The sequence below is a fragment of the Salmonella sp. 32020114201800008SM genome, assembly GCF_017572025.1.
In the GTDB taxonomy this organism is placed as follows: domain Bacteria; phylum Pseudomonadota; class Gammaproteobacteria; order Enterobacterales; family Enterobacteriaceae; genus Salmonella; species Salmonella enterica.
In genome coordinates, this window is sequence record NZ_JAGEQM010000001.1 from 79,309 (window position 1) to 102,430 (window position 23,122).

The window sequence follows — 23,122 nt, forward strand, 5'->3', positions numbered from 1 at the left end:
TAGAGGATAAATGATGACGAAATACGGTGTTGTAGGTACAGGTTATTTTGGCGCTGAACTGGCGCGATTTATGTCTAAGGTTGAAGGGGCGAAAATCACTGCGATTTACGATCCGGTAAATGCGGCTCCGATAGCGAAAGAGTTGAACTGTGTCGCCACTGCAACGATGGAGGCGCTTTGTTCCCATCCTGATGTGGATTGCGTAATTATTGCTTCACCAAATTACTTACATAAAGCGCCAGTCATTGCGGCGGCTAAAGCGGGTAAACACGTGTTTTGTGAAAAACCTATCGCCTTAAATTACCAGGATTGTAAGGATATGGTTGATGCCTGCAAAGAAGCTGGTGTTACCTTTATGGCGGGTCACGTTATGAACTTTTTTCACGGGGTTCGCCACGCTAAAGCGCTCATCAAAGCTGGTGAAATTGGTGAAGTTACACAAGTTCACACTAAACGTAATGGTTTTGAAGACGTGCAGGATGAGATCTCATGGAAGAAGATTCGCGCAAAGTCAGGTGGGCATCTGTACCATCACATTCACGAGCTAGATTGTACACTGTTCATCATGGATGAAACCCCATCCCTGGTTTCAATGGCGGCGGGGAATGTTGCGCACAAAGGTGAAAAATTTGGTGATGAAGATGATGTTGTCCTAATCACCCTTGAGTTTGAAAGCGGTCGTTTCGCGACACTTCAGTGGGGATCATCGTTCCACTACCCTGAGCACTATGTATTAATTGAGGGCACGACAGGTGCAATTCTCATTGATATGCAAAACACGGCTGGTTATCTAATAAAAGCGGGCAAAAAAACACACTTTCTTGTGCATGAAAGCCAGGCGGAGGATGATGATCGTCGCAACGGTAACATATCCAGCGAGATGGATGGCGCAATCGCTTATGGTAAACCCGGTAAACGTACGCCGATGTGGCTCTCATCAATTATGAAACTGGAGATGCAGTACTTGCATGATGTGATAAACGGTCTGGAGCCAGGCGAGGAGTTTGCTAAATTGCTAACGGGAGAAGCGGCGACAAATGCCATTGCTACCGCTGATGCTGCGACGCTTTCTTCAAACGAGGGGCGCAAAGTTAAACTCACTGAAATTCTTGGCTAAAATTTAAAGCCGGATGGTGGTGTTATTGGCCGGTGGCGCTGCGCTTATGTAGACTGGATAAGGCGCCCGTGAACTGTGCCGCCATCCGGCAATGGACGGGTCATATGTGAAAAAAAAGCCCGTACTTTCGTACGAGCTCTTTCTTAAATATGGCGGTGAGGGGGGGATTGACTCGCTGCGCTCGCCCTTCGGGCAGTCTCCTCGCAAGCTCGTCGTCTGTCCAACTGGCTGCGCCAGTTGTCGAACCCCGGTCGGTGGTTCTCATCCCCCCTTAGTTTGGGGGATACATATAAGCAAAAAGCCCGTACTTCTGTACAGGCTCTCAACTTAAATATGGCGGTGAGGGGGGGATTCGAACCCCCGATACGTTGCCGTATACACACTTTCCAGGCGTGCTCCTTCAGCCACTCGGACACCTCACCAAATTGTCGCTCCAGCATTACTGGAACGGGCGCTAATGTAGGGAAATATCTTTTCTACGTCAATCAACTTTTTTAAAAAAAAGCGCGTTTATACAAACTTCCACCAATCTGTGGTTTTAATAAGCGAAAACTGCTTTTTTTGCCCGCGCCGGGAAATTTGCTATGCTGCACATCCCGTTGAAAACGCTGATAACAGGCGCAATCACATTCCGCACCATACTGCTCAGGAGATAACATGGAGATAATTTTTTATCACCCGACATTTAACGCCGCCTGGTGGGTAAATGCGCTGGAGAAGGCTCTCCCACATGCGCGCGTTCGTGAATGGAAGGTCGGTGATAACAACCCCGCAGACTATGCGCTTGTATGGCAGCCCCCGGTTGAAATGCTGGCCGGAAGACGCTTAAAAGCCGTCTTTGCGCTGGGCGCGGGGGTGGATGCAATTCTGAGTAAATTAAATGCGCATCCGGAAATGCTGGACGCCTCCATTCCTCTATTCCGTCTGGAAGATACCGGAATGGGCCTGCAAATGCAGGAATATGCCGTAAGTCAGGTATTACACTGGTTCCGTCGTTTCGATGATTATCAGGCGCTGAAAAATCAGGCGCTATGGAAACCGTTGCCGGAATATACCCGCGAAGAGTTTAGCGTCGGTATCATGGGCGCAGGGGTACTGGGCGCAAAAGTGGCAGAAAGTCTACAGGCGTGGGGGTTCCCGTTACGTTGCTGGAGTCGTAGCCGCAAATCCTGGCCTGGCGTGGAAAGTTATGTTGGGCGTGAAGAGCTGCACGCTTTCCTGAACCAGACGCGGGTGCTGATTAATCTGCTGCCGAATACGGCCCAAACGGTAGGAATTATTAATAGCGAATTGTTGGATCAATTGCCGGATGGCGCTTACGTGTTGAATCTCGCGCGCGGCGTGCATGTTCAGGAGGCGGATCTGCTGGCTGCGCTTGATAGCGGTAAGCTAAAAGGCGCGATGTTGGATGTCTTTAGCCAGGAACCGTTACCGCAGGAAAGTCCATTATGGCGCCATCCGCGAGTCGCCATGACGCCGCACATTGCGGCAGTCACCCGTCCGGCGGAAGCCATCGATTATATTAGCCGCACCATTACCCAACTGGAGAAGGGAGAGCCGGTGACGGGGCAGGTGGATCGGGCGAGAGGATATTGACATCAACCCGGCGCGGGCCGGGTTTCGCTAAAAAACGCTGGCGATACCTGCTATCCTTGTCGGAAATGACTACAGGAGAGAGCAATGTATCCCGTTGACCTGCATATGCATACCGTCGCCAGCACTCATGCCTACAGTACTCTGAGCGATTATATCGCGGAAGCCAAACGCAAAGGCATTAAACTTTTTGCGATTACCGATCATGGTCCGGACATGGAAGATGCGCCGCATCACTGGCATTTTATTAACATGCGCATCTGGCCGCGTCTGGTTGACGGCGTGGGGATACTGCGTGGCATTGAGGCGAATATCAAGAACATTAACGGTGAAATTGATTGCTCCGGAAAGATGTTCGACTCGCTGGATCTGATTATCGCAGGCTTTCATGAGCCCGTTTTTGCGCCGCATGATAAAGAAACCAATACCCAGGCGATGATCGCGACCATCGCCAGCGGCAAGGTGCATATAATTAGTCACCCCGGAAATCCAAAGTATCCAGTGGAGGTTAAAGCCATCGCGCAGGCGGCGGCGAAACACCATGTAGCGCTGGAAATCAACAACTCTTCTTTTCTGCATTCGCGTAAAGGAAGCGAAGATAATTGCCGCGCGGTCGCTGCCGCCGTACGCGATGCAGGAGGCTGGGTAGCGTTAGGATCTGATTCCCATACGGCCTTTACGCTTGGCGATTTCACCGAATGCCGGAAAATTCTGGATGCGGTGAATTTTCCGGAAGATCGAATCCTGAACGTCTCGCCGCAGCGCTTACTGGCCTTTCTCGAATCACGCGGTATGGCGCCTGTACCGGAATTTGCCGAACTTTAATCGTTATTTACGGGAAGATATCAATGAATGAGTTTTCAATCCTGTGCCGTGTGCTGGGATCGTTGTATTACCGCCAACCGCAAGATCCTTTACTGGTTCCGCTGTTTACGTTAATCCGTGAAGGTAAACTGGCGGCAAACTGGCCGCTGGAGCAGGATGACATGCTGGCGCGTTTACAGAAAAGCTGCGATATCACGCAGATTTCCACTGATTACAATGCGTTATTTGTTGGGGAAGAGTGCGCGGTAGCGCCATACCGCAGTGCGTGGGTCGAAGGCGCGGAAGAGTCTGAGGTGCGCGCTTTTTTAACGTCGCGAGGGATGCCGCTGGCCGATACGCCTGCCGATCACATTGGCACTTTATTGCTCGCGGCCTCCTGGCTGGAAGATCAGTCTGCCGAAGATGAAAGTGAAGCGCTGGAAACCTTATTTGCCGATTATCTGCTTCCCTGGTGCAATACCTTCCTCGGTAAAGTTGAAGCCCATGCCGTTACGCCATTCTGGCGCACTCTGGCGCCGCTAACGCGTGATGCGATAGGGGCCATGTGGGATGAACTTCAGGAAGAAGATGAAGAATAATGTGATGTAAATCACCATTAACTGCAACGAGTTTTACATCATTGCATAAAATGTGTGCGCGATCTCATTAATGTGCCGCTTTTCTGTTATGATGCGCGCCATGAACATACTTCTTTCTATTGCTATCACGACGGGCATCCTTTCTGGAATATGGGGATGGGTGGCCGTCTCCCTGGGGTTACTAAGCTGGGCCGGTTTTTTAGGCTGTACGGCTTATTTCGCCTGTCCGCAGGGCGGCTTTAAGGGATTGTTGATTTCCGCCTGTACGCTGTTAAGCGGTATGGTGTGGGCGCTGGTCATTATTCACGGTAGCGCGCTGGCGCCGCATCTGGAAATTGTCAGTTACGTGTTGACGGGGATCGTGGCATTCCTGATGTGTATCCAGGCAAAGCAGCTATTGCTTTCTTTTGTTCCGGGAACATTTATCGGCGCCTGCGCGACATTTGCAGGGCAGGGTGACTGGCGGTTGGTATTACCGTCGCTGGCGCTGGGGCTAATCTTTGGCTATGCCATGAAAAATAGTGGGCTATGGCTGGCATCACGCCGCGAGCAACATTCAGCGAATACGGCGGTCACAAAATAAAAAAGCGTGGGGTTCTTCCCCACGCTTTGTCGTATTGATCAGGATTCTGGCGGTACTGACAGCTCACGGTATTTCACCAGAATATCATTTTGCCTGTCCGCTTTATTCTGCAAATCCCACAGTCCGCGATCGATACCATCATTAATGAGGAAGATAACGCCGGTTTCAATGGCTGACATCAGACACAGCATCACCGGTTCGTTCGAGGTATAGCCGATTTCGCCTTCCAGTAAGCGCTGGTAATCAATAAAACGGAACACGCCTGCCTGTACTTCATAGGAAAGGATCGTTTTACTGGTGTTCACCGAAGAAAGGATCTCGCCCGTACTGACGTTAACCACGCGCAGGTTGACAGCAATCTGATCCAGCTGATACTGCGTATCGGCGCCAATACCGAAATATCTTGCGCCGACCCCGCCGGATTTGACGTTACTTTCATAACCAATAATAGAACCTTCCACCATAATATTTGCCGCCGTCAGCGACTGAAGCGGGATACGGTTATTCATCGCCACGGTGCCGTTTTCCTGGGCTGCGCGAATAATTTTCCGTTCATTCAAAAGATTCTGTAAGCCTTGTCGTTCCAGTGGGATAAACCAGCGCGAATCTTTCAGCGCGGTGACCAACATAGCGGTGGCGCTCTGCGGCACAGCCGTAGAAAAGTTACTTGCCGGGTAAGGTTTAAATTGGCCCGTTTCATCCTGAATGTTATATACCGAAACAAAGATCTTACCGGTGGGAGCAGGTAAGTGCGTCAAATCTTTGTAACTTTGTGCGCGGGGCATTAATGTCGGTTTCGCAGCTTGTTTCGGCGGGGCAGTTAAGCATCCACTCAACAATAAAACGGCAACCAAAATAAGTAAGCGCGGCATGATTTATATCCTTTAGTGACTGTAGCTTAAAAATCGGTTGACTGAGTTTGTAAACCTGACACTTCGATGGTCGAGGTTCTTCCCGTTTTTCTGTCCGTGACGTTGAGCTGGAGCTGTCCGTCGCGATTAGCGATATCGATAATAAAATCGTTGGTCACCATACGTCCTGGTTTCCCGGTATTAATATTGGTCAACAAGCCGCCCAGAATTTGCGATTGAATAGCCTGCGTAAAGTTATCCAACGCTGAGGGGGTTTCGATACCAAAATCGTTATCATAAGCGGGGTCTTTATATGAATTTTGCGCCTGGGCGCTATTCAATAAAAAGGAACCGTTATTGGGGTTTCCACCAAAGTTAGGATTACGGAACTGGAACGTCATATTTCCAGCCCAGGTTAATGGCGAAAAAAGCATGAGCAGCACTACTGCATGTTTAACACGCATGACAGCCTCCGGATAAAAATCATGTTTTAGAATTCATCACGCGCTAAATCACTCGTACTTAATAGCGTTTGATCTATTTGTCGGCGATTTAATGCTTCCTCTGTTTGCGCTAATGCGAAGACGACGGTTTTCTCGAAGTCTCTTTTCATTGGAAATAAAAAGGTCTGGAAAATAACGTCCTGATTTACCGTTATGGTTATCCAGCTTCCCCAACGCGCACTGGGTCTTTCATTAATGGTCAGATTGCCGGTGTATTCGCTTTCCCATTTGTCGCTGAATGCACGATAGAATTCATGTCCTATCGAAGAGACGGTATGGTCGGTTAACAATCCGGGAACCTCGACTTCAACTTCATTGGCATGCAGGTTTCCGGTAGCGAACAGTAACTCTGCTGCTACAATCCAGGTCAGATAGCGTTTCATGGCCTTACCGCCTGAGATTATCGTTTGCCCATGAAACTGCCTGGGTGCGATTTTTGACAGCTATCTTTTTGAAAAGATTATAAAGATGTGTCTTAACCGTATTCTCGCTGATAAATAGCGACCTGGCGATTTCATTATTAGAGGCACCAATACGTAACTTATTGAGGATCTCTTTTTCGCGATGAGTGAGTAATGCGGACTCGGTGCTGTTGTAGCGGTAATTTCCTGAGTGTGTAATCAGGTAACTGGCTAATTTTTGTGAAAAATAGCATTCGCCCCGCAGAATACCCTGTAATCCGCTGACCACGTGTTCCTGGTCTTCAGTGGCGTAAAACACGCCGTTAATATGAGGCCAGTTTTCAATTTCACGGTAGGGATAATCGTCAGGGGTATTTAACAATAATGTTTTTATATTATTGTTTTTGCGGCTTAAATTATCCTGCCAATAGTGGATAAGCTTCTTATCCGCTTCCATCATATCCATTAAAACAATGCAACTGGCTGAGATATCTTCCAGAGAACGTTGAATATTATGCAGTTTTCCGGTTATGGCCAGCGATTGCTTTAAATGTTGCAATAATGCCGTAGCTTGCAGAGATGGCTTTGTGATCAACAATAGTGTGTGACCATGACTACTATGGACTTCATTAAACATGATGAAACTCCACTTTTTTTAATCGCACATCTGACAGCTGCCCCCATAAAATAAAGGCACCAGAAGTACTGACAGATGTTGCACTGCTGTGGGTTGAAATAGCCCATTATCCAGAAAGAGAAAAATATTTACGAAAATACTTTTAACTGTTTTCAATCTAGCCATTACAAATCTTAAAGCAAGTGTTAAACTTGTAACAAGATGTAAAAATATATATTAAAATGTTGTTTTTGGGTTTTTTTGAAGTTTAGATTTGATAGTAAAGTTGTACATTTCGCTGTTATTGCATAGATTTAAAAAATCATACAAATTATAATAATTCATTGATTTTTAATCATTTTAATTATTATATGTTATGTTTTGATTTTATTTTTTCTTAAAATTTGAGACGTGGCATTAACCTGGACAGCACAAAGACAAAAAAAACGAAGTGTGTCACGTCTTGTGCGTATTGCCCCCCATGGGAAGCATAAGAACATCCCCATGGCGGCATAACACACACCAACACTTCATTTTTTGGGTTCGCGATACACTCTCTTCTGTGGCCAAAAATCAATTATAAAAAATCACATGGCTATCGTTTTATTAGTACTTTGGTATGAGCTTAAATAACAAAATACCACGCGTGGGTGAGTTATTAAAAATGTTTCCACGGACATACTCTTCATCGTAACGACGCGTTAACAAAAAACGCATGTCGCTAACAAAGTAATAGATAATTTTCGCTATGTACGACCAGGTCCAGGGTGACAGCATGAAAAACAAATTGTTATTTATGATGTTGACAATACTGGGTGCGCCTGGGATTGCAACCGCGACAAATTATGATCTGGCTCGTTCAGAGTATAATTTTGCGGTAAATGAATTAAGCAAGTCTTCATTTAATCAGGCGGCCATTATTGGTCAAGTCGGCACGGATAATAGTGCCAGAGTACGCCAGGAAGGATCAAAACTATTGTCCGTTATTTCACAAGAAGGAGGAAATAATCGGGCGAAAGTCGACCAGGCAGGGAATTATAACTTTGCGTATATTGAGCAAACGGGCAATGCCAACGATGCCAGTATATCGCAAAGCGCTTACGGTAATAGTGCGGCTATTATCCAGAAAGGTTCTGGAAATAAGGCCAATATTACCCAGTACGGTACGCAGAAAACAGCAGTTGTAGTGCAGAAACAGTCGCATATGGCTATTCGCGTCACCCAACGCTAATACCGTTACGACTTTTAAATCAATCCGATGGGGGTTTTACCATGAAACTTTTAAAAGTGGCAGCATTCGCAGCAATCGTAGTTTCTGGCAGTGCTCTGGCTGGCGTCGTTCCACAATGGGGCGGCGGCGGTAATCATAACGGCGGCGGCAATAGTTCCGGCCCGGATTCCACGTTGAGCATTTATCAGTACGGTTCCGCTAACGCTGCGCTTGCTCTGCAAAGCGATGCCCGTAAATCTGAAACGACCATTACCCAGAGCGGTTATGGTAACGGCGCCGATGTAGGCCAGGGTGCGGATAACAGTACTATTGAACTGACTCAGAATGGTTTCAGAAACAATGCCACCATCGACCAGTGGAACGCTAAAAACTCCGATATTACTGTCGGTCAATACGGCGGTAATAACGCCGCGCTGGTTAATCAGACCGCATCTGATTCCAGCGTAATGGTGCGTCAGGTTGGTTTTGGCAACAACGCCACGGCTAACCAGTATTAATTTAGCGTCTGCGCTAATAAAAAAACAGGGCATAAGCCCTGTTTTTTTTCGGGAGGAAATTATGCATACTTTATTGCTCCTTGCCGCACTTTCAAATCAGATTACGTTTACTACGACTCAGCAAGGCGATATTTACACGGTGATCCCTCAGGTCACATTAAACGAACCCTGCGTCTGTCAGGTGCAAATTCTCTCTGTGCGCGACGGCGTCGGGGGACAAAGCCATACACAGCAAAAACAAACGCTATCTTTACCTGCTAATCAACCGATTGAGTTGTCTCGTCTTAGTGTAAATATATCTTCAGAGGACTCGGTTAAAATTATTGTTACTGTTTCGGACGGACAATCACTGCATTTATCACAACAATGGCCGCCTTCTGCACAGTAGTTTTTGATGGTGGCGGAAATGGATTGGCTGACCTGGGTATAAAGAGGCGATAAAAGCGTCTCATCGTCTCGGCATGTCGCTAAAAGGTAACGCCGAACCCTCGAGGATGACTAATCATTGAGGAGTTAACATGTCCGTAATCAAGAAAAATATCCCTGCCATAGGCCTGTGTATCTGCGCTTTTTTTATCCATTCTGCGGTAGGGCAACAAACGGTACAGGGCGGCGTTATCCATTTTCGCGGCGCGATTGTTGAGCCACTGTGCGATATTTCTACTCACGCCGAAAATATTGATTTAACCTGCCTACGCGAAGGTAAAAAGCAAATGCACCGGATAGACCTTCGGCAGGCATCTGGATTACCGCAGGATATTCAGTCCATTGCGACGGTACGGCTGCATTATCTCGATGCGCAAAAAAGCCTGGCGGTGATGAATATTGAGTACCGTTAACGGCGGTGTCATAGATATAAAAAGAGCGACTCTGTTGAAAGCCCTGCTGTACACTTTGCAGATAAGGTGAGACAAAAAAGGGGGGGGGGTTATGACATCACGTCTTCAGGTCATACAGGGTGATATCACTCAACTTAGCGTCGATGCGATTGTGAATGCCGCTAACGCATCATTAATGGGCGGCGGTGGCGTAGACGGCGCGATTCATCGCGCGGCGGGGCCGGCATTGCTGGACGCCTGTAAACTCATCCGTCAGCAACAGGGCGAATGTCAGACGGGACATGCGGTTATCACGCCTGCTGGCAAGCTTTCGGCAAAGGCGGTTATTCACACAGTGGGGCCCGTCTGGCGAGGCGGCGAACACCAGGACGCTGAGCTACTCGAAGAGGCATACCGGAATTGTTTGCTGCTTGCCGAGGCGAATCACTTTCGTTCCATCGCTTTTCCGGCAATCAGTACCGGCGTTTATGGCTATCCACGCGCCCAGGCCGCTGAAGTCGCCGTCAGGACGGTTTCAGATTTTATTACCCGTTACGCTCTGCCTGAACAGGTATACTTTGTCTGTTATGATGAAGAAACTGCCCGGCTTTACGCAAGATTACTTACTCAGCAAGGCGACGACCCTGCCTGATAAAACACGCCTGGAGCGTGCCGTTGAACCGCTATGCGCGCGCCATCCCGGAGAGTGCGGCATTCTTGCGCTGGATAACAGTCTGGACGCTTTTGCCGCCCGCTACCGCCTGACCGAAATGGCGGCGCGGACGCTGGATGTGCAGTATTATATTTGGGAAGACGATATGTCCGGGCGGCTGCTCTTTTCGGTTCTGCTGTCGGCGGCGAAGCGCGGCGTTCATGTTCGTCTGCTGCTGGATGATAACAATACGCCTGGTCTGGATGATACGTTGCGCTTGCTGGATAGCCATCCTAATATCGAAGTTCGTCTGTTTAATCCTTTCTCTTTTCGTACGCTACGCGCGCTGGGATATTTGACGGATTTTGCGCGGCTGAATCGGCGGATGCACAATAAAAGTTACACTGCCGACGGCGTAGTGACGCTGGTCGGTGGGCGCAACATCGGCGATGCCTATTTCGGCGCTGGCGAGGAGCCGCTATTTTCCGATCTGGACGTGATGGCCATTGGCCCGGTGGTCAATGATGTCGCCAATGATTTTGAACGTTACTGGCGCTGTAGTTCAGTGTCGACATTGCAGCAAGTATTATCCCTTTCTGAGCAGGAACTGACGCAGCGTATCGAACTTCCCGAATCCTGGTATAACGATGAGATCACCCGCCGTTATCTGCATAAGCTGGAAACCAGCCAGTTTATGGCGGATCTCGATCGCGGAACGTTGCCGCTGATTTGGGCAAAAACACGCTTGCTTAGCGATGACCCTTCTAAAGGCGAGGGGAAGGCGCAGCGCCATTCGCTTCTTCCGCAGCGATTATTTGACGTGATGGGGTCGCCGACGGAGCGTATCGACATTATTTCCGCTTACTTTGTCCCTACGCGCGCAGGCGTGGCGCAGTTGCTTAATCTGGTCAGGAAAGGCGTGAAGATCGCCATCTTAACTAACTCTCTGGCGGCCAACGATGTGGCGGTCGTTCACGCAGGGTACGCGCGCTGGCGCAAGAAATTACTGCGCTATGGCGTGGAGCTCTACGAACTGAAACCGACCCGCGAACATGAAACCGCCGTACATGATCGCGGACTCACCGGGAACTCAGGTTCCAGCTTACATGCTAAAACGTTCAGTATTGATGGTAGTAAGGTGTTTATCGGGTCGCTTAATTTTGATCCCCGTTCAACGCTTTTAAATACCGAAATGGGCTTTGTCATTGAAAGTGAAACGCTGGCGACGCTTATTCATAAGCGTTTTACGCAGAGCCAACGCGATGCGGCCTGGCAACTGCGGCTGGATCGCTGGGGACGAATTAACTGGATCGATCGTCAGCAAGAAGAGGAAAAGGTGTTAAAGAAAGAACCCGCTACGCGTTTCTGGCAGCGAGTTCTGGTACGGTTGGCGGCAATTTTACCTGTGGAATGGTTGCTGTGAACCCGCGCGCGGAAAACTACCCGATCGCGGCGCGGCTTTCTTGTTTTACCGGCGGTTTACCTGAAAAGAGAAATTTCAGGAGCGGGATGCGTAAATGAATTTCATACAGAATTAACGCAATACCCATAACAAATATCAGCCCGCACAAGAACCCGATCAGGTTGGAGGAGATATGCGGCGTAATATACGCGCCAAAGAAAAGCGTTAAGGGATGATGCACCAGATAGATAAACAGCGAAGCATTTACGAAATAGGTGACACGCGCGGACTGGAAGTTTAACAAGCGATGCCCCAGTGAGAATACCACGTTCACCATCCACAGCCCCATTACCATCGTAATCACGGATTCGGTTTCGTACATCCAGGCGTCGCCGCTCCCATAACGTTGATTCAGCAGATACGCGATAAAAGCAACGGCAGCGCCTAAAGTGCATCCGCGTGAGGGCGTGGTGAAGCGCGCTTTCAGATCGGGGTGAATGAAGGCCAACGCGCCGAGAATAAAAAACGGCACATAAAATAGCGTTTGCATCACAATAAAATTGAACATGCCGTCACTGAGGATTGCCGGATATACGATGAAAATAATGCGCCTGATAGCGGCGTAAGCCATCCCCAGCAGGAAAAAAATAAGCGAAAGCCTAGCCAGTGAAATAGCGGCGGGACGAGGCTTGCTTGTTTCCTGCCTTTTTTGGAACCAGGTAAAAATCCCGATGCTGACTGTGGTTAATATCACCAGCACCAGTAAAAACCACAGATGTGAAATGAGTTCCCATGCTAACGTATTATATTTTTCATAGGCAGAGAGTGTAGGCCAGTTCTCTGTTTTCTCTTTGACATATTGCAACAGGATAAATTGCGGCAAGGTAAGCAAAGGGATTGCGGTAAGCATAGGAATACCCACACGTTCTACCCGTACTTTCCACCAGCGTTTTAACGGATAACGTAAAAACAACATGTACGAAAAATAACCAGAAATAACAAAAAACACCTGCATACGAAAAGCGTGGATAAAATCGTTAAACAGGGTTAGCCACCATGATGGCGTGGCGCTATTGACATGCCAACTGTGAGTGGAATAGATCAACGAGATATGAAAGGGAATCCCTAACAACATCAGCCATGCGCGGATAGAGTCAAGAAAATATTCACGCGGCGCGGGTACAGAGCTCATATAAGGTCACGTATTCTCAGATTTTTCACCTTATCCATAAGGCGAATTATAGTTACATTCGGTAGCAACCCTACACCAACTCCGACAACCTGTCTCCAGGATAAGCACGCAAAGTGAAAACAGGCGCGGGAGGTGCTTAATCCATGAGCCAGCGCGCTGAACAAAGCCTGGATTCAGTTGTCGTAATGCCTGATTATCCATTAAAATGGATCGGATCGATATAAGCACACAAAGGGGGAAGTGCTTACTTATTATGAAACATAAACGACAAATGATGAAAATGCGTTGGTTGGGCGCAGCTATTATGTTAACGCTTTACGCATCATCGAGCTGGGCGTTCAGTATTGATGACGTGGCAAAACAAGCTCAATCTTTAGCCGGGAAAGGCTATGAGGCGCCTAAAAGCAACTTGCCCTCCGTTTTCCGCGACATGAAATATGCGGATTATCAGCAGATCCAGTTTAACAGCGATAAAGCCTACTGGAACAACTTAAAGACCCCTTTTAAGCTCGAATTTTACCATCAGGGGATGTACTTCGATACGCCGGTCAAGATTAACGAAGTGACGGCGACGACGGTCAAAAGAATCAAATACAGCCCGGATTACTTCAATTTTGGCAATGTTCAGCACGATAAAGACACGGTAAAAGATTTAGGCTTCGCCGGGTTCAAAGTTCTGTACCCCATCAACAGTAAAGATAAGAACGACGAAATCGTCAGTATGCTTGGCGCCAGCTATTTCCGCGTTATCGGCGCAGGCCAGGTATATGGCTTATCTGCGCGCGGCCTGGCGATTGATACCGCCTTACCATCTGGTGAAGAGTTTCCCCGCTTTCGCGAGTTCTGGATTGAGCGTCCAAAACCCACCGATAAGCGTTTGACCGTCTATGCATTACTGGATTCTCCGCGCGCGACCGGCGCTTACCGTTTTGTGATCATTCCTGGCCGCGATACCGTGGTGGACGTGCAGTCAAAAGTCTATCTGCGCGATAAAGTGGGCAAGCTGGGCGTTGCGCCATTAACCAGTATGTTCCTGTTTGGGCCAAACCAGCCGTCGCCGACGACCAACTATCGTCCGGAACTGCATGACTCGAACGGCTTATCCATTCATGCGGGTAATGGCGAGTGGATTTGGCGTCCGCTGAACAATCCAAAACACCTCGCTGTGAGCAGCTATGCAATGGAAAACCCTCAGGGATTCGGCCTGTTGCAGCGTGGTCGCGAGTTCTCGCGCTTTGAAGATTTAGACGATCGCTACGACCTGCGTCCAAGCGCCTGGATTACCCCGAAAGGCGACTGGGGCAAAGGTAAGGTTGAACTGGTTGAAATTCCGACCAATGATGAAACCAACGATAACATCGTCGCTTACTGGACTCCGGATCAACTGCCGGAACCGGGTAAAGAGATGAACTTCAAGTACACTCTGACCTTCAGCCGCGATGAAGATAAACTTCATGCGCCGGATAATGCTTGGGTGCTGCAAACACGCCGCTCAACGGGCGACGTTAAACAGTCGAATCTGATTCGCCAGCCCGACGGCACTATTGCCTTTGTGGTGGATTTCGTTGGCGCCGACATGAAAAAACTGCCGCCGGATACGCCTGTCGCTGCGCAAACCAGCATTGGCGATAACGGTGAAATCGTTGACAGTAATGTACGCTATAACCCAGTCACTAAAGGCTGGCGTTTAATGCTGCGCGTGAAAGTCAAAGACGCGAAGAAAACCACGGAAATGCGTGCCGCATTGGTGAATGCCGATCAGACGCTAAGTGAAACCTGGAGCTACCAGTTACCTGCCAATGAATAAAACAACTGAGTATATTGACGCACTGCTGCTTTCTGAACGTGAGAAAGCGGCATTGCCGAAAACTGACATCCGCGCCGTGCATCAGGCGCTGGATGCCGAGCATCGGACTTACTCGCGAGAAGACGATTCACCGCAGGGTTCCGTAAAAGCCCGCCTTGAACACGCCTGGCCGGATTCATTGGCGAAGGGGCAGTTAATTAAAGATGATGAAGGGCGCGATCAGTTGCAGGCTATGCCAAAAGCGACGCGCTCTTCGATGTTTCCTGATCCCTGGCGAACCAACCCGGTTGGCCGTTTCTGGGATCGTCTGCGTGGGCGGGATGTAACGCCGCGCTATGTTTCTCGTCTGACAAAAGAAGAGCAGGCGAGCGAGCAAAAATGGCGTACCGTCGGCACTATACGCCGCTATATTTTGTTAATTTTGACTCTGGCGCAAACCGTCGTCGCGACCTGGTATATGAAGACCATTCTGCCTTATCAGGGATGGGCGCTCATCAATCCTATGGATATGGTGGGGCAGGATATTTGGGTCTCTTTTATGCAGCTCCTGCCCTACATGCTGCAAACCGGTATCCTGATTCTGTTTGCCGTGCTGTTCTGCTGGGTGTCAGCCGGATTCTGGACGGCGCTGATGGGCTTCCTGCAACTGCTTATCGGGCGCGATAAGTACAGCATCTCCGCGTCTACGGTTGGCGATGAGCCCCTCAATCCGGAACACCGGACGGCGCTGATCATGCCTATCTGTAATGAAGACGTTAGTCGCGTTTTCGCCGGTCTGCGCGCGACCTGGGAGTCCGTTAAAGCCACAGGCAACGCCGCGCATTTCGACGTCTATATCCTTAGCGACAGTTATAACCCGGATATCTGCGTGGCGGAGCAAAAGGCGTGGATGGAGCTTATCGCGGAAGTGCAGGGCGAAGGCCAAATTTTTTACCGTCGCCGCCGCCGCCGTATGAAACGCAAAAGCGGCAATATTGACGATTTTTGCCGCCGCTGGGGCAATCAGTACAGCTATATGGTGGTGCTGGACGCGGACTCAGTGATGAGCGGCGAGTGTCTGAGCGGCTTGGTGCGCCTGATGGAAGCGAATCCAAACGCCGGGATTATCCAGTCTTCGCCGAAAGCGTCGGGGATGGATACTCTGTATGCCCGCTGCCAACAGTTCGCGACCCGCGTCTATGGGCCGCTGTTTACCGCCGGGCTGCACTTCTGGCAGTTGGGGGAGTCGCACTACTGGGGGCACAATGCCATTATCCGCGTGAAGCCGTTTATCGAGCACTGCGCTCTGGCGCCGCTGCCGGGAGAAGGTTCGTTCGCCGGATCGATTCTTTCCCACGACTTTGTGGAGGCGGCGCTAATGCGTCGGGCAGGGTGGGGCGTCTGGATTGCCTACGATCTCCCCGGCTCCTATGAAGAGCTGCCGCCAAACCTGCTGGATGAGCTTAAACGCGACCGCCGCTGGTGTCACGGCAACCTGATGAACTTTCGTCTGTTCCTGGTGAAAGGAATGCACCCGGTGCATCGCGCCGTGTTCCTGACGGGGGTAATGTCATATCTGTCCGCGCCGTTATGGTTTATGTTCCTCGCGCTTTCTACCGCGCTGCAGGTCGTTCATGCGTTAACAGAGCCGCAATATTTCCTTCAGCCGCGCCAGCTTTTTCCGGTCTGGCCGCAGTGGCGTCCGGAACTGGCAATCGCGCTGTTTGCATCAACGATGGTGCTGCTGTTCCTGCCGAAGCTGCTCAGTATTATGCTGATCTGGTGTAAAGGCACCAAAGAGTATGGCGGTTTCTGGCGCGTTACGCTGTCGCTGTTGCTGGAAGTGCTGTTCTCCGTATTGCTGGCGCCGGTGCGTATGCTGTTTCATACCGTGTTTGTGGTCAGCGCGTTTCTCGGCTGGGAAGTGGTCTGGAACTCACCGCAACGCGACGATGATTCTACGCCGTGGGGAGAAGCCTTTATGCGTCACGGCTCTCAACTGCTGCTGGGGCTGGTCTGGGCGGTGGGTATGGCGTGGCTGGATTTACGCTTTCTGTTCTGGCTGGCGCCGATTGTCTTTTCGCTGATTCTGTCGCCATTTGTTTCGGTGATCTCCAGTCGTTCAACGGTAGGATTACGCACCAAACGCTGGAAGCTGTTCCTGATCCCAGAAGAGTATTCGCCGCCTCAGGTGTTAGTCGATACCGATAAATATCTGGAGATGAATCGCCGCCGTATTCTGGACGATGGCTTTATGCATGCGGTATTTAACCCGTCGCTTAATGCGCTGGCGACCGCGATGGCCACTGCGCGTCACCGCGCCAGTAAGGTACTGGAAATAGCCCGCGATCGTCATGTGGAGCAGGCGCTAAACGAAACGCCGGAGAAACTGAACCGCGATCGGCGTCTGGTTTTGCTCAGCGATCCGGTGACGATGGCGCGTTTACACTATCGGGTCTGGAATGCGCCAGAGAGATACTCTTCCTGGGTAAACCATTATCAGTCTCTCGTCCTGAATCCGCAGGCGTTGCAGGGACGAACATCGTCAGCGAGATAAGGTCTTCAGGTCTGGAGTGAGGTGAAAAATACCGGCGTGATGCCGGTATTTTTATAGTGAAATGAGGTATCAGGTGCGTATATTCGCGGTGAGTATAATGGTAATTACCCTGAGCGGCTGCGGCAGTATTATCAGCAGAACGATCCCCGGACAAGGACACGGTAACCAGTATTACCCTGGCGTGCAGTGGGATATGCGTGATTCCGCATGGCGCTATATCACTATCCTCGATCTGCCCTTCTCACTGATCTTCGATACACTGCTACTGCCGCTCGATATTCACCACGGGCCTTATGAGTAATTAACGCTCATCCCATTCGTCTGCCGCAGTACGGCCTTCCTCGGTATCAAGCGGGGGTTCAAGCTGGAATTCCCCTTCATCCCATTCATGCAAAGTATTCTCTTCCTGCCACTCCTGGCGGATCTCTATCTCATCATAATCGCCGTCAAACACGCTCTGCGCGGCTTCACCACTCAGCATCGGCAGACATTCGCCATCTTCACCTTCATCGGCGAAAAATTCGACCTGCCACATGATGTCCCCATCCTGCAGTACATATTTCTGAACGTTGAACTGCTGCACATTCGCTTCGTCTTGTTCGAGGCCTGGATGGTCAGCCAGAAATTCTTCCCGGGCTGCATCGATAGCTTCTTCCAGCGTGGCATACATGGTCATCAGTGTCTCCCTTTGATTTGATGAGGTATTTAGGGAAAGAATAGCTGATTCTGTAATATTGCAAGTATGAAAGCGCAAAAATTATTCTATTGCCAGTCTGCGCCGTCGTAAGCTGTTCCATGAATAGATAGCATTGAACAACACCACGCCTGCCGTGACGCAGAATACGGCGCGGAAGCCATAGCTCGCGGAAATTGCGGCGCCCATGAGAGGGCCGGTGACGTTGCCGATATCGCGGAAAGATTGGTTGTAACTGAATATGCGCCCGGCTATCTGGTTGGTAGAGTTGTAAACCAGCAGAGTTTGAACGGCTGGCAGCAGCGCGCCATCCGCCGCGCCAAGCAGAAACCGCAATAGCGCGAGCTGCCACGGCGTTTGCACAAAAGACATTGGAATCAGCAGCAGTACGGAAATAATCAGCGCGACGATAAGGATCTTTTCCGGGCCAATTCTGTCGCCAAGCTTGCCGAGCCGGGGGGCGCTAAGTAATGCCGCCACGCCGGGAACGGACGCTATCATTCCGCTAATGAACGCAATATTACTGACATTGCCTGCGAGTTCGCGCACATAGAGCGTCAGGATGGGCGCAATAGACCCCGTCGCCACCTGAATAATCAGCGTGGTGACAAACAGGCTTAACACCAGGCGGGGATTTTTTAACGAGGCGACCACTTCCCGAACGTGAAGCATCTCTTTTTTGCTCACCGGCAGGAAATTCTCGCGAATGAAAAAGAAGGTGAGCAGAAAACAGATAAACAAAACGCTGGCGGTAATAAAAAAGACCGGACGAAGGCCGTAATGGTCGGCGAGCAGACCGCCCGCAAGTGGGCCAAGCAGAGCGCCGCTGACGCCGCCAGTAGAGAGCGTCCCTAACGCCCAGCCGCTTTTGTGGCGCGGCACCTGAGTGGCGATGAGCGCATTGGCGTTGGGAATAAATCCGCCCAGCAGGCCTAATAACGCGCGGAGGATCAGAAATTGCCAGATATTTTGCGCCATGCCCATTAACAGCATCACAATGGCCATGCCGAGAGCGGAACGCAACAGCATGATCTTACGCCCTTTACGATCCGCCAGACCGCCCCAAAAAGGGGAAGCGATAGCTGAAAAGAGGAACGTAATACTAAAGACCAGCCCGGACCACATGTTAAGCGCGCTATGGCCTGTTACACCGAGTTGCTCAACGTAGAGAGGGAGAAAAGGCATGACCAGACTGAATGCCGCGCCGGTTAAAAAACAGCCCAGCCAGGTAACGGTTAGATTGCGTTTCCAGTTTATGGGGACATCAGAGGGTGACATAGCGTTCCACAGTATGATGCGCGTTTTGCGCTATCATCAATTTAATTATGAGCGTACTAATTATAATTATGCGCCGACCTTACCAGCCTCGCAATGTGGGGAGCTTTTAAAGCTAAAAGAGGGGAAAAATTGCAGCCTGACGGCTGCAATCCTGTCAATAGCGCGACGGTACGCCTTCAGGGCGAGTTTTAAAGCGGCGATGCAGCCACATATACTGCTCTGGCGCCATCATAATGCACTGCTCAACAATCTTATTCATCCATGCGGCAGTCGCTTCTGCGCTCTCCAGCGGAGGCGAATATTCCGCAGGAAGAATGATCAGTTCGTAGCCTTTCCCATCGGGTTTACGGCGAGGAACGAAGGGGATAATACAGGCTTTAGACATGCGCGCCAGCATCCAGGTACCGGAGGTCGTGGCAGCCTGGTCGACGGCAAATAATGGTACAAAAACGCTGGCGCGCGGGCCATAATCGTGATCCGGCGCATACCAGATCAATTCGCCGCTTTTCAATGCCTTAACCATGCCTTTCAGATCTTTGCGATCCAACATCGATTTATTGGAGCGTAAGCGTCCCCAGGTCTGTAACCAGTCGAGCAACGGATTATCATTCGGGCGATAAACTCCGATCCCTGGGTTATGCATACCAAACATGCGGGCGCCAAACTCAAGGGTAAGGAAATGTATTCCTACCAGAATGAACCCCAGCCCCTGCGCTTTAACTTCACGGATATGCTCCAGACCGCTCGCTTCCATCCAGCGGTTCACTCGCCGATCGGGCCAGAACCAGGCCATGCCGGTTTCCATCACGCCCATACCGACGGATTCAAAGTTTTTGACCACCATGGTGTGGCGTTCCTGCGCGCTCATTTCCGGAAAGCATAATTCAAGGTTGCGATAGGCGATTTTCGCGCGGCGTTTCATTACGCGTCGCGCCAGGTGGCCCAATGCGCAACCCAACTTATAGATGACCGGGTAGGGGAGTTGCACGACCAACCAAAGCGCGCCTATACCCAACCAGGTTAACCAATAGCGCGGGTGCAGTAAGGCCACGGAGAACTTAGGCAACTTCGTCATTTCTATCCTGTCTTTCAACGAACAATTCCCCGTATTCTCGCATCTTTTTGCGTTGAGCAAAAATATGTAGCAGGAGAGTGGCGATTAAATCGACAATTGTTGTTAATTATTTAGTGTAAAGCAGGAAATGTAGCGCAAAATGTGTGGATGTAAATTGGCGAGACTTGCCTTATCATGCCTGCCCACTTTATTTTTTGCTGATTGCAGGATACGTACACCATGCCAGTGTTACACAACCGCATCTCTAATGACGAGCTGAAAGCCAAAATGCTGGCGGAAAGCGAGCCGCGTACGACAATTTCTTTTTATAAATATTTCACAATCGCCTCGCCGCAACAGACGCGGGACGCGTTGTATCAGGTGTTTACGGCGTTGGACGTTTTTGGTCGCGTTTACCTGGCACATGAAGGCATCAATGCGCAAATCAGCGTGCCGCAAAGCAAGCTCGAGACGTTTCGTCAACAGCTTTATACGTTCGATCCCGCGCTGGACGGGCTGCGTTTAAATATCGCGCTGGAGGATGACGGAAAGTCATTTTGGGTGCTGCGTATGAAAGTTCGCGACCGTATCGTCGCTGACGGTATTGACGATCCGAGTTTTGACGCCAGTAATGTCGGCGATTATCTGAAGGCGGCAGATGTGAATGCGATGCTGGACGATCCTGATGCGGTCTTTATTGATATGCGCAACCACTATGAGTATGAAGTCGGCCATTTCGAAAATGCTCTGGAAATCCCGGCGGATACGTTTCGTGAACAGTTGCCAAAAGCGGTTAAAATGCTGCGGGAACATGCAGATAAAAAGATAGTGATGTACTGTACCGGCGGTATTCGTTGTGAGAAAGCCAGCGCCTGGATGAAACACAACGGTTTCAATAAAGTCTGGCATATTGAGGGTGGCATCATTGAGTACGCCCGTCGCGCGCGCGAGCAGGGGCTTCCCGTTCGCTTTATCGGCAAAAACTTTGTATTTGATGAGCGAATGGGCGAACGAATCTCGGATGAGGTTATCGCGCATTGCCATCAGTGCGGCGCGCCCTGCGATAGCCATACCAACTGCAAAAATGACGGTTGCCATCTGCTGTTTATCCAGTGTCCGCAGTGCGCCAGTAAATTTAACGGCTGCTGTAGTGAACAATGCTGTGAAGAGTTGGCCTTGCCGGAGGAAGAACAGCGGCGACGTCGCGCGGGTCGTGAGAACGGCAACAAAATTTTTAATAAATCGCGTGGTCGGCTTAATAGCAAACTGAGCATTCCCGATCCGGCTGAGTAATATTTTGCCGGATAGCAGCGTAAAGGCCGCTATCCGGCATTTCGCCAGGCGTTACTTCTGCTGAACGCCTTCTACTGAGATGATAAGCTCAACCTCTTGTGAGGCCGGGCCGAGATCGGTAGTTATATTGAAATCCTTCAGCTTAATTTTTCCTTCGGCCTCAAAGCCCGCGCGCTTACCGCCCCACGGATCGTCGCCCTGGCCCATCAGCTTCGCTTCCAGCGTTACCGGTTTAGTCACGCCATTGAGCGTCAGATTGCCGGTAATATCCAGTTCATCGCCCTCTTTTTTCACGCTGGTAGAGGTGAAGGTTGCCTGCGGGAATTTCGCAACATTAAGAAATTCCGCGCTACGCAGGTGTTTGTCACGTTCGGCATGGTTAGTGTCGACGCTATTGGTGTTAATGGTCACGTTCACTTTGTCTGCCGACGGATTTTTTTCGTCAAAAGTGAACGTGCCGTCGAAATCTTTAAAGGTGCCGTATAGCCAGCTGTAGCCCAGATGCTGAATGCGGAAATTGACGAACGCATGTTGGCCTTCTTTATCAATTTTATACTCCGCCGCCACGGCGGAACCGGTCGTGAATAACAAGGATGCGAGGGTGAATCCCAGCAGGTTTTTTTTCATTTTTGAGCTCCATAGTCAGATGACGACATTCCTGTCATACGTTTCAGTGTGTCGTCTTTATCGATGAAATGGTGTTTTAGCGCCATAACCCCATGCGAGAGCGAGATAATGACCAGCGACCAGGCAAACCACAGATGCAGCGTTCCGGCGATGTCAGCCTGCGCGCCCGCATCCGTAAGCGTGGCCGGAATCTCAAACCAGCCAAAGACGCTAATCGGTTTACCATCGGCGGTGGAAATCAGGTAGCCGCTAATGATTATCGCAAAGAGCAGGAGATACAGGAGGAGATGCCCCGCGGCGGCGCCAGCGCGCGTTAAACGGGAATAGCTGGTCAAAGCAACGGGCGGTGGCGAATAAAGCCGCCAGATAATACGCACGATCAGCGCCATCATCAGTAATATGCCAATACTTTTATGCATTTCCGGTGCCTGGTGATACCAGCCGTCGTAATAACTGAGCGTGACCATCCATAAGCCCAACGCAAACATGCCATAGACCACCAGGGCGGTCAGCCAGTGGAGCGCGGCGGAAATCACGCCATAACGCTGTGGAGTATTTTTAAATTGCATAAACACACCAACGAATATTTCACGAGAGAATGAAAATGGCGTGGAAAAGCGCCGAATGCAACTTATAAATAAGAATTTGAATGATATTTATTTTTATTTCAATAATTTTGATGTTGTTTGCGGTTCAGCTTCAGAAGTTTCGAGATATTTCCCCCTGATAACCGCGCAACGGCAGGAACTGGCATTATTGCCGTGCTTCAACGTTATGAAATAAAAAGTGAGGAATTTTCAGGAAGTGTCAGTTAACGTCAATGAAAAGCAATCAGAAGAAAAGGAGATAAACAATATCCATCACCGCCAGCAGCGACCAAAGAATAACGTAAAGCATGAAATGTTCGCGAATATTATTCATCAGAAAATGAAAGAGACGACGCATAGCTTACCTTAATAAACAGCCCCTTTACG

The 23,122-nt window shown here is 49.9% G+C and carries 26 protein-coding genes, 1 tRNA gene and 1 other RNA gene; 15 read left to right on the forward strand and 13 right to left on the reverse strand.

The window, feature by feature from the left end; translation table 11 throughout:
• Positions 1-10 precede the first annotated feature (10 nt).
• Positions 11-1,117: a Gfo/Idh/MocA family oxidoreductase gene (locus J4613_RS00380; RefSeq protein WP_000988585.1), complete on the forward strand. Its 1,107-nt coding sequence runs from the start codon at positions 11-13 to the stop codon at positions 1,115-1,117.
• 150 nt (positions 1,118-1,267) lie between these two features.
• Here J4613_RS00380 and J4613_RS00385 read toward each other — a convergent pair.
• Together J4613_RS00385 and J4613_RS00390 are read right to left on the reverse strand one after the other, a co-directional pair.
• Positions 1,268-1,403: non-coding RNA, RtT sRNA (locus tag J4613_RS00385), on the reverse strand.
• A gap of 48 nt (positions 1,404-1,451) precedes the next feature.
• Positions 1,452-1,539 (reverse strand) — tRNA-Ser (locus tag J4613_RS00390).
• A 235-nt stretch (positions 1,540-1,774) separates the two neighbouring features.
• Here J4613_RS00390 and ghrA point away from each other — a divergent pair.
• From ghrA to J4613_RS00410, 4 genes are all read left to right on the forward strand, one after another.
• Positions 1,775-2,713, forward strand: coding sequence for a glyoxylate/hydroxypyruvate reductase GhrA (gene ghrA, locus J4613_RS00395; protein WP_000402551.1), 939 nt, complete (start codon positions 1,775-1,777; stop codon positions 2,711-2,713).
• 84 nt (positions 2,714-2,797) lie between these two features.
• Positions 2,798-3,535, forward strand: coding sequence for a phosphatase (locus J4613_RS00400; protein WP_000283643.1), 738 nt, complete (start codon positions 2,798-2,800; stop codon positions 3,533-3,535).
• 23 nt (positions 3,536-3,558) lie between these two features.
• Positions 3,559-4,113 (forward strand): molecular chaperone, encoded by a 555-nt coding sequence (locus J4613_RS00405; RefSeq protein ID WP_001001890.1) that lies wholly within the window; start codon positions 3,559-3,561, stop codon positions 4,111-4,113.
• 100 nt (positions 4,114-4,213) lie between these two features.
• Entirely contained in the window at positions 4,214-4,696 is a 483-nt protein-coding gene (locus J4613_RS00410) for a DUF1097 domain-containing protein (protein WP_001546652.1), read from the forward strand.
• Between the two features lie 38 nt (positions 4,697-4,734).
• On the opposite strand, the gene csgG is transcribed toward J4613_RS00410, so the two are convergent.
• Genes csgG through csgD form a run of 4 tightly spaced genes read right to left on the reverse strand, consistent with a single transcriptional unit; the run spans position 4,735 to position 7,088 of the window.
• Positions 4,735-5,568, reverse strand: coding sequence for a curli production assembly/transport protein CsgG (csgG, locus tag J4613_RS00415; RefSeq protein WP_001137620.1), 834 nt, complete (start codon positions 5,566-5,568; stop codon positions 4,735-4,737).
• 26 nt (positions 5,569-5,594) lie between these two features.
• Entirely contained in the window at positions 5,595-6,011 is a 417-nt protein-coding gene (gene csgF / locus J4613_RS00420; RefSeq protein WP_001264073.1) for a curli production assembly/transport protein CsgF, read from the reverse strand.
• A 26-nt stretch (positions 6,012-6,037) separates the two neighbouring features.
• Entirely contained in the window at positions 6,038-6,433 is a 396-nt protein-coding gene (gene csgE / locus J4613_RS00425; protein WP_000833307.1) for a curli production assembly/transport protein CsgE, read from the reverse strand.
• A gap of 4 nt (positions 6,434-6,437) precedes the next feature.
• The gene (gene csgD, locus J4613_RS00430) at positions 6,438-7,088 is read right to left on the reverse strand and encodes a biofilm master transcriptional regulator CsgD (RefSeq protein WP_000481519.1); all 651 of its coding nucleotides are present in this window, start codon (positions 7,086-7,088) and stop codon (positions 6,438-6,440) included.
• Between the two features lie 754 nt (positions 7,089-7,842).
• Here csgD and csgB point away from each other — a divergent pair.
• The 6 genes from csgB (at position 7,843) to J4613_RS00460 (ending at position 11,688) form a co-directional block, all read left to right on the forward strand.
• The gene (csgB, locus tag J4613_RS00435; RefSeq protein ID WP_000791655.1) at positions 7,843-8,298 is read left to right on the forward strand and encodes a curli minor subunit CsgB; all 456 of its coding nucleotides are present in this window, start codon (positions 7,843-7,845) and stop codon (positions 8,296-8,298) included.
• Positions 8,299-8,339: 41 nt separating this feature from the next.
• On the forward strand, positions 8,340-8,795 hold the full coding sequence (csgA, locus tag J4613_RS00440; RefSeq protein ID WP_000771416.1) for a curli major subunit CsgA: 456 nt from the start codon (positions 8,340-8,342) through the stop codon (positions 8,793-8,795).
• Between the two features lie 61 nt (positions 8,796-8,856).
• Entirely contained in the window at positions 8,857-9,183 is a 327-nt protein-coding gene (gene csgC, locus J4613_RS00445; protein WP_000557256.1) for a curli assembly chaperone CsgC, read from the forward strand.
• A 130-nt stretch (positions 9,184-9,313) separates the two neighbouring features.
• Positions 9,314-9,634, forward strand: a complete 321-nt coding sequence (locus tag J4613_RS00450) for a type 1 fimbrial protein (RefSeq protein ID WP_000111254.1) — start codon at positions 9,314-9,316, stop codon at positions 9,632-9,634.
• 91 nt (positions 9,635-9,725) lie between these two features.
• Positions 9,726-10,265, forward strand: a complete 540-nt coding sequence (gene ymdB, locus J4613_RS00455) for an O-acetyl-ADP-ribose deacetylase (protein ID WP_111742383.1) — start codon at positions 9,726-9,728, stop codon at positions 10,263-10,265.
• Positions 10,201-11,688, forward strand: coding sequence for a phospholipase D family protein (locus J4613_RS00460; protein ID WP_000976323.1), 1,488 nt, complete (start codon positions 10,201-10,203; stop codon positions 11,686-11,688). Before ymdB ends, J4613_RS00460 begins: the two co-directional genes overlap by 65 nt.
• Positions 11,689-11,704: 16 nt before the next feature.
• Here J4613_RS00460 and mdoC read toward each other — a convergent pair whose 3' ends face one another.
• A complete protein-coding gene (mdoC, locus tag J4613_RS00465; RefSeq protein ID WP_000100069.1) occupies positions 11,705-12,859 on the reverse strand; it encodes a glucans biosynthesis protein MdoC in 1,155 nt (384 codons plus the stop codon).
• A gap of 271 nt (positions 12,860-13,130) precedes the next feature.
• Here mdoC and mdoG point away from each other — a divergent pair, with 271 nt between their 5' ends.
• The 3 genes from mdoG to J4613_RS00480 all read left to right on the forward strand — a co-directional run bounded on the left by mdoG (position 13,131) and on the right by J4613_RS00480 (position 17,503).
• On the forward strand, positions 13,131-14,666 hold the full coding sequence (gene mdoG, locus J4613_RS00470) for a glucans biosynthesis protein MdoG (RefSeq protein ID WP_001562609.1): 1,536 nt from the start codon (positions 13,131-13,133) through the stop codon (positions 14,664-14,666).
• Positions 14,659-17,202, forward strand: coding sequence for a glucans biosynthesis glucosyltransferase MdoH (gene mdoH / locus J4613_RS00475; RefSeq protein ID WP_001044610.1), 2,544 nt, complete (start codon positions 14,659-14,661; stop codon positions 17,200-17,202). Before mdoG ends, mdoH begins: the two co-directional genes overlap by 8 nt.
• A 73-nt stretch (positions 17,203-17,275) precedes the next feature.
• Positions 17,276-17,503, forward strand: coding sequence for a YceK/YidQ family lipoprotein (locus tag J4613_RS00480; RefSeq protein WP_001217832.1), 228 nt, complete (start codon positions 17,276-17,278; stop codon positions 17,501-17,503).
• Here J4613_RS00480 and J4613_RS00485 read toward each other — a convergent pair whose 3' ends face one another.
• The 3 genes from J4613_RS00485 to J4613_RS00495 all read right to left on the reverse strand — a co-directional run bounded on the left by J4613_RS00485 (position 17,504) and on the right by J4613_RS00495 (position 20,249).
• Complete coding sequence (locus J4613_RS00485; RefSeq protein WP_000180050.1) at positions 17,504-17,878, reverse strand: MysB family protein; 375 nt, start codon at positions 17,876-17,878, stop codon at positions 17,504-17,506.
• An 81-nt stretch (positions 17,879-17,959) separates the two neighbouring features.
• Positions 17,960-19,174 (reverse strand): multidrug efflux MFS transporter MdtG, encoded by a 1,215-nt coding sequence (mdtG, locus tag J4613_RS00490; RefSeq protein ID WP_000075053.1) that lies wholly within the window; start codon positions 19,172-19,174, stop codon positions 17,960-17,962.
• A 154-nt stretch (positions 19,175-19,328) separates the two neighbouring features.
• The gene (locus J4613_RS00495; protein ID WP_000163973.1) at positions 19,329-20,249 is read right to left on the reverse strand and encodes a Kdo(2)-lipid IV(A) acyltransferase; all 921 of its coding nucleotides are present in this window, start codon (positions 20,247-20,249) and stop codon (positions 19,329-19,331) included.
• Positions 20,250-20,468: 219 nt separating this feature from the next.
• On the opposite strand from J4613_RS00495, the gene J4613_RS00500 reads away from it, so the two are divergent.
• Positions 20,469-21,521 carry a rhodanese-related sulfurtransferase gene (locus J4613_RS00500; protein WP_001748342.1) on the forward strand — a complete coding sequence of 351 codons (1,053 nt, stop codon included), beginning with the start codon at positions 20,469-20,471 and terminating at the stop codon, positions 21,519-21,521.
• A gap of 51 nt (positions 21,522-21,572) precedes the next feature.
• Here the strand turns inward: J4613_RS00500 and J4613_RS00505 are convergent, their stop codons facing one another.
• The 3 genes from J4613_RS00505 to J4613_RS00515 all read right to left on the reverse strand — a co-directional run bounded on the left by J4613_RS00505 (position 21,573) and on the right by J4613_RS00515 (position 23,093).
• A complete protein-coding gene (locus J4613_RS00505) occupies positions 21,573-22,148 on the reverse strand; it encodes a YceI family protein (RefSeq protein ID WP_000739886.1) in 576 nt (191 codons plus the stop codon).
• Complete coding sequence (locus J4613_RS00510) at positions 22,145-22,717, reverse strand: cytochrome b (RefSeq protein ID WP_001159776.1); 573 nt, start codon at positions 22,715-22,717, stop codon at positions 22,145-22,147. The genes J4613_RS00505 and J4613_RS00510 overlap by 4 nt, the downstream gene beginning before the upstream one ends.
• A gap of 262 nt (positions 22,718-22,979) precedes the next feature.
• Positions 22,980-23,093, reverse strand: coding sequence for a YceO family protein (locus J4613_RS00515; RefSeq protein WP_001253282.1), 114 nt, complete (start codon positions 23,091-23,093; stop codon positions 22,980-22,982).
• Positions 23,094-23,122: the final 29 nt, after the last annotated feature.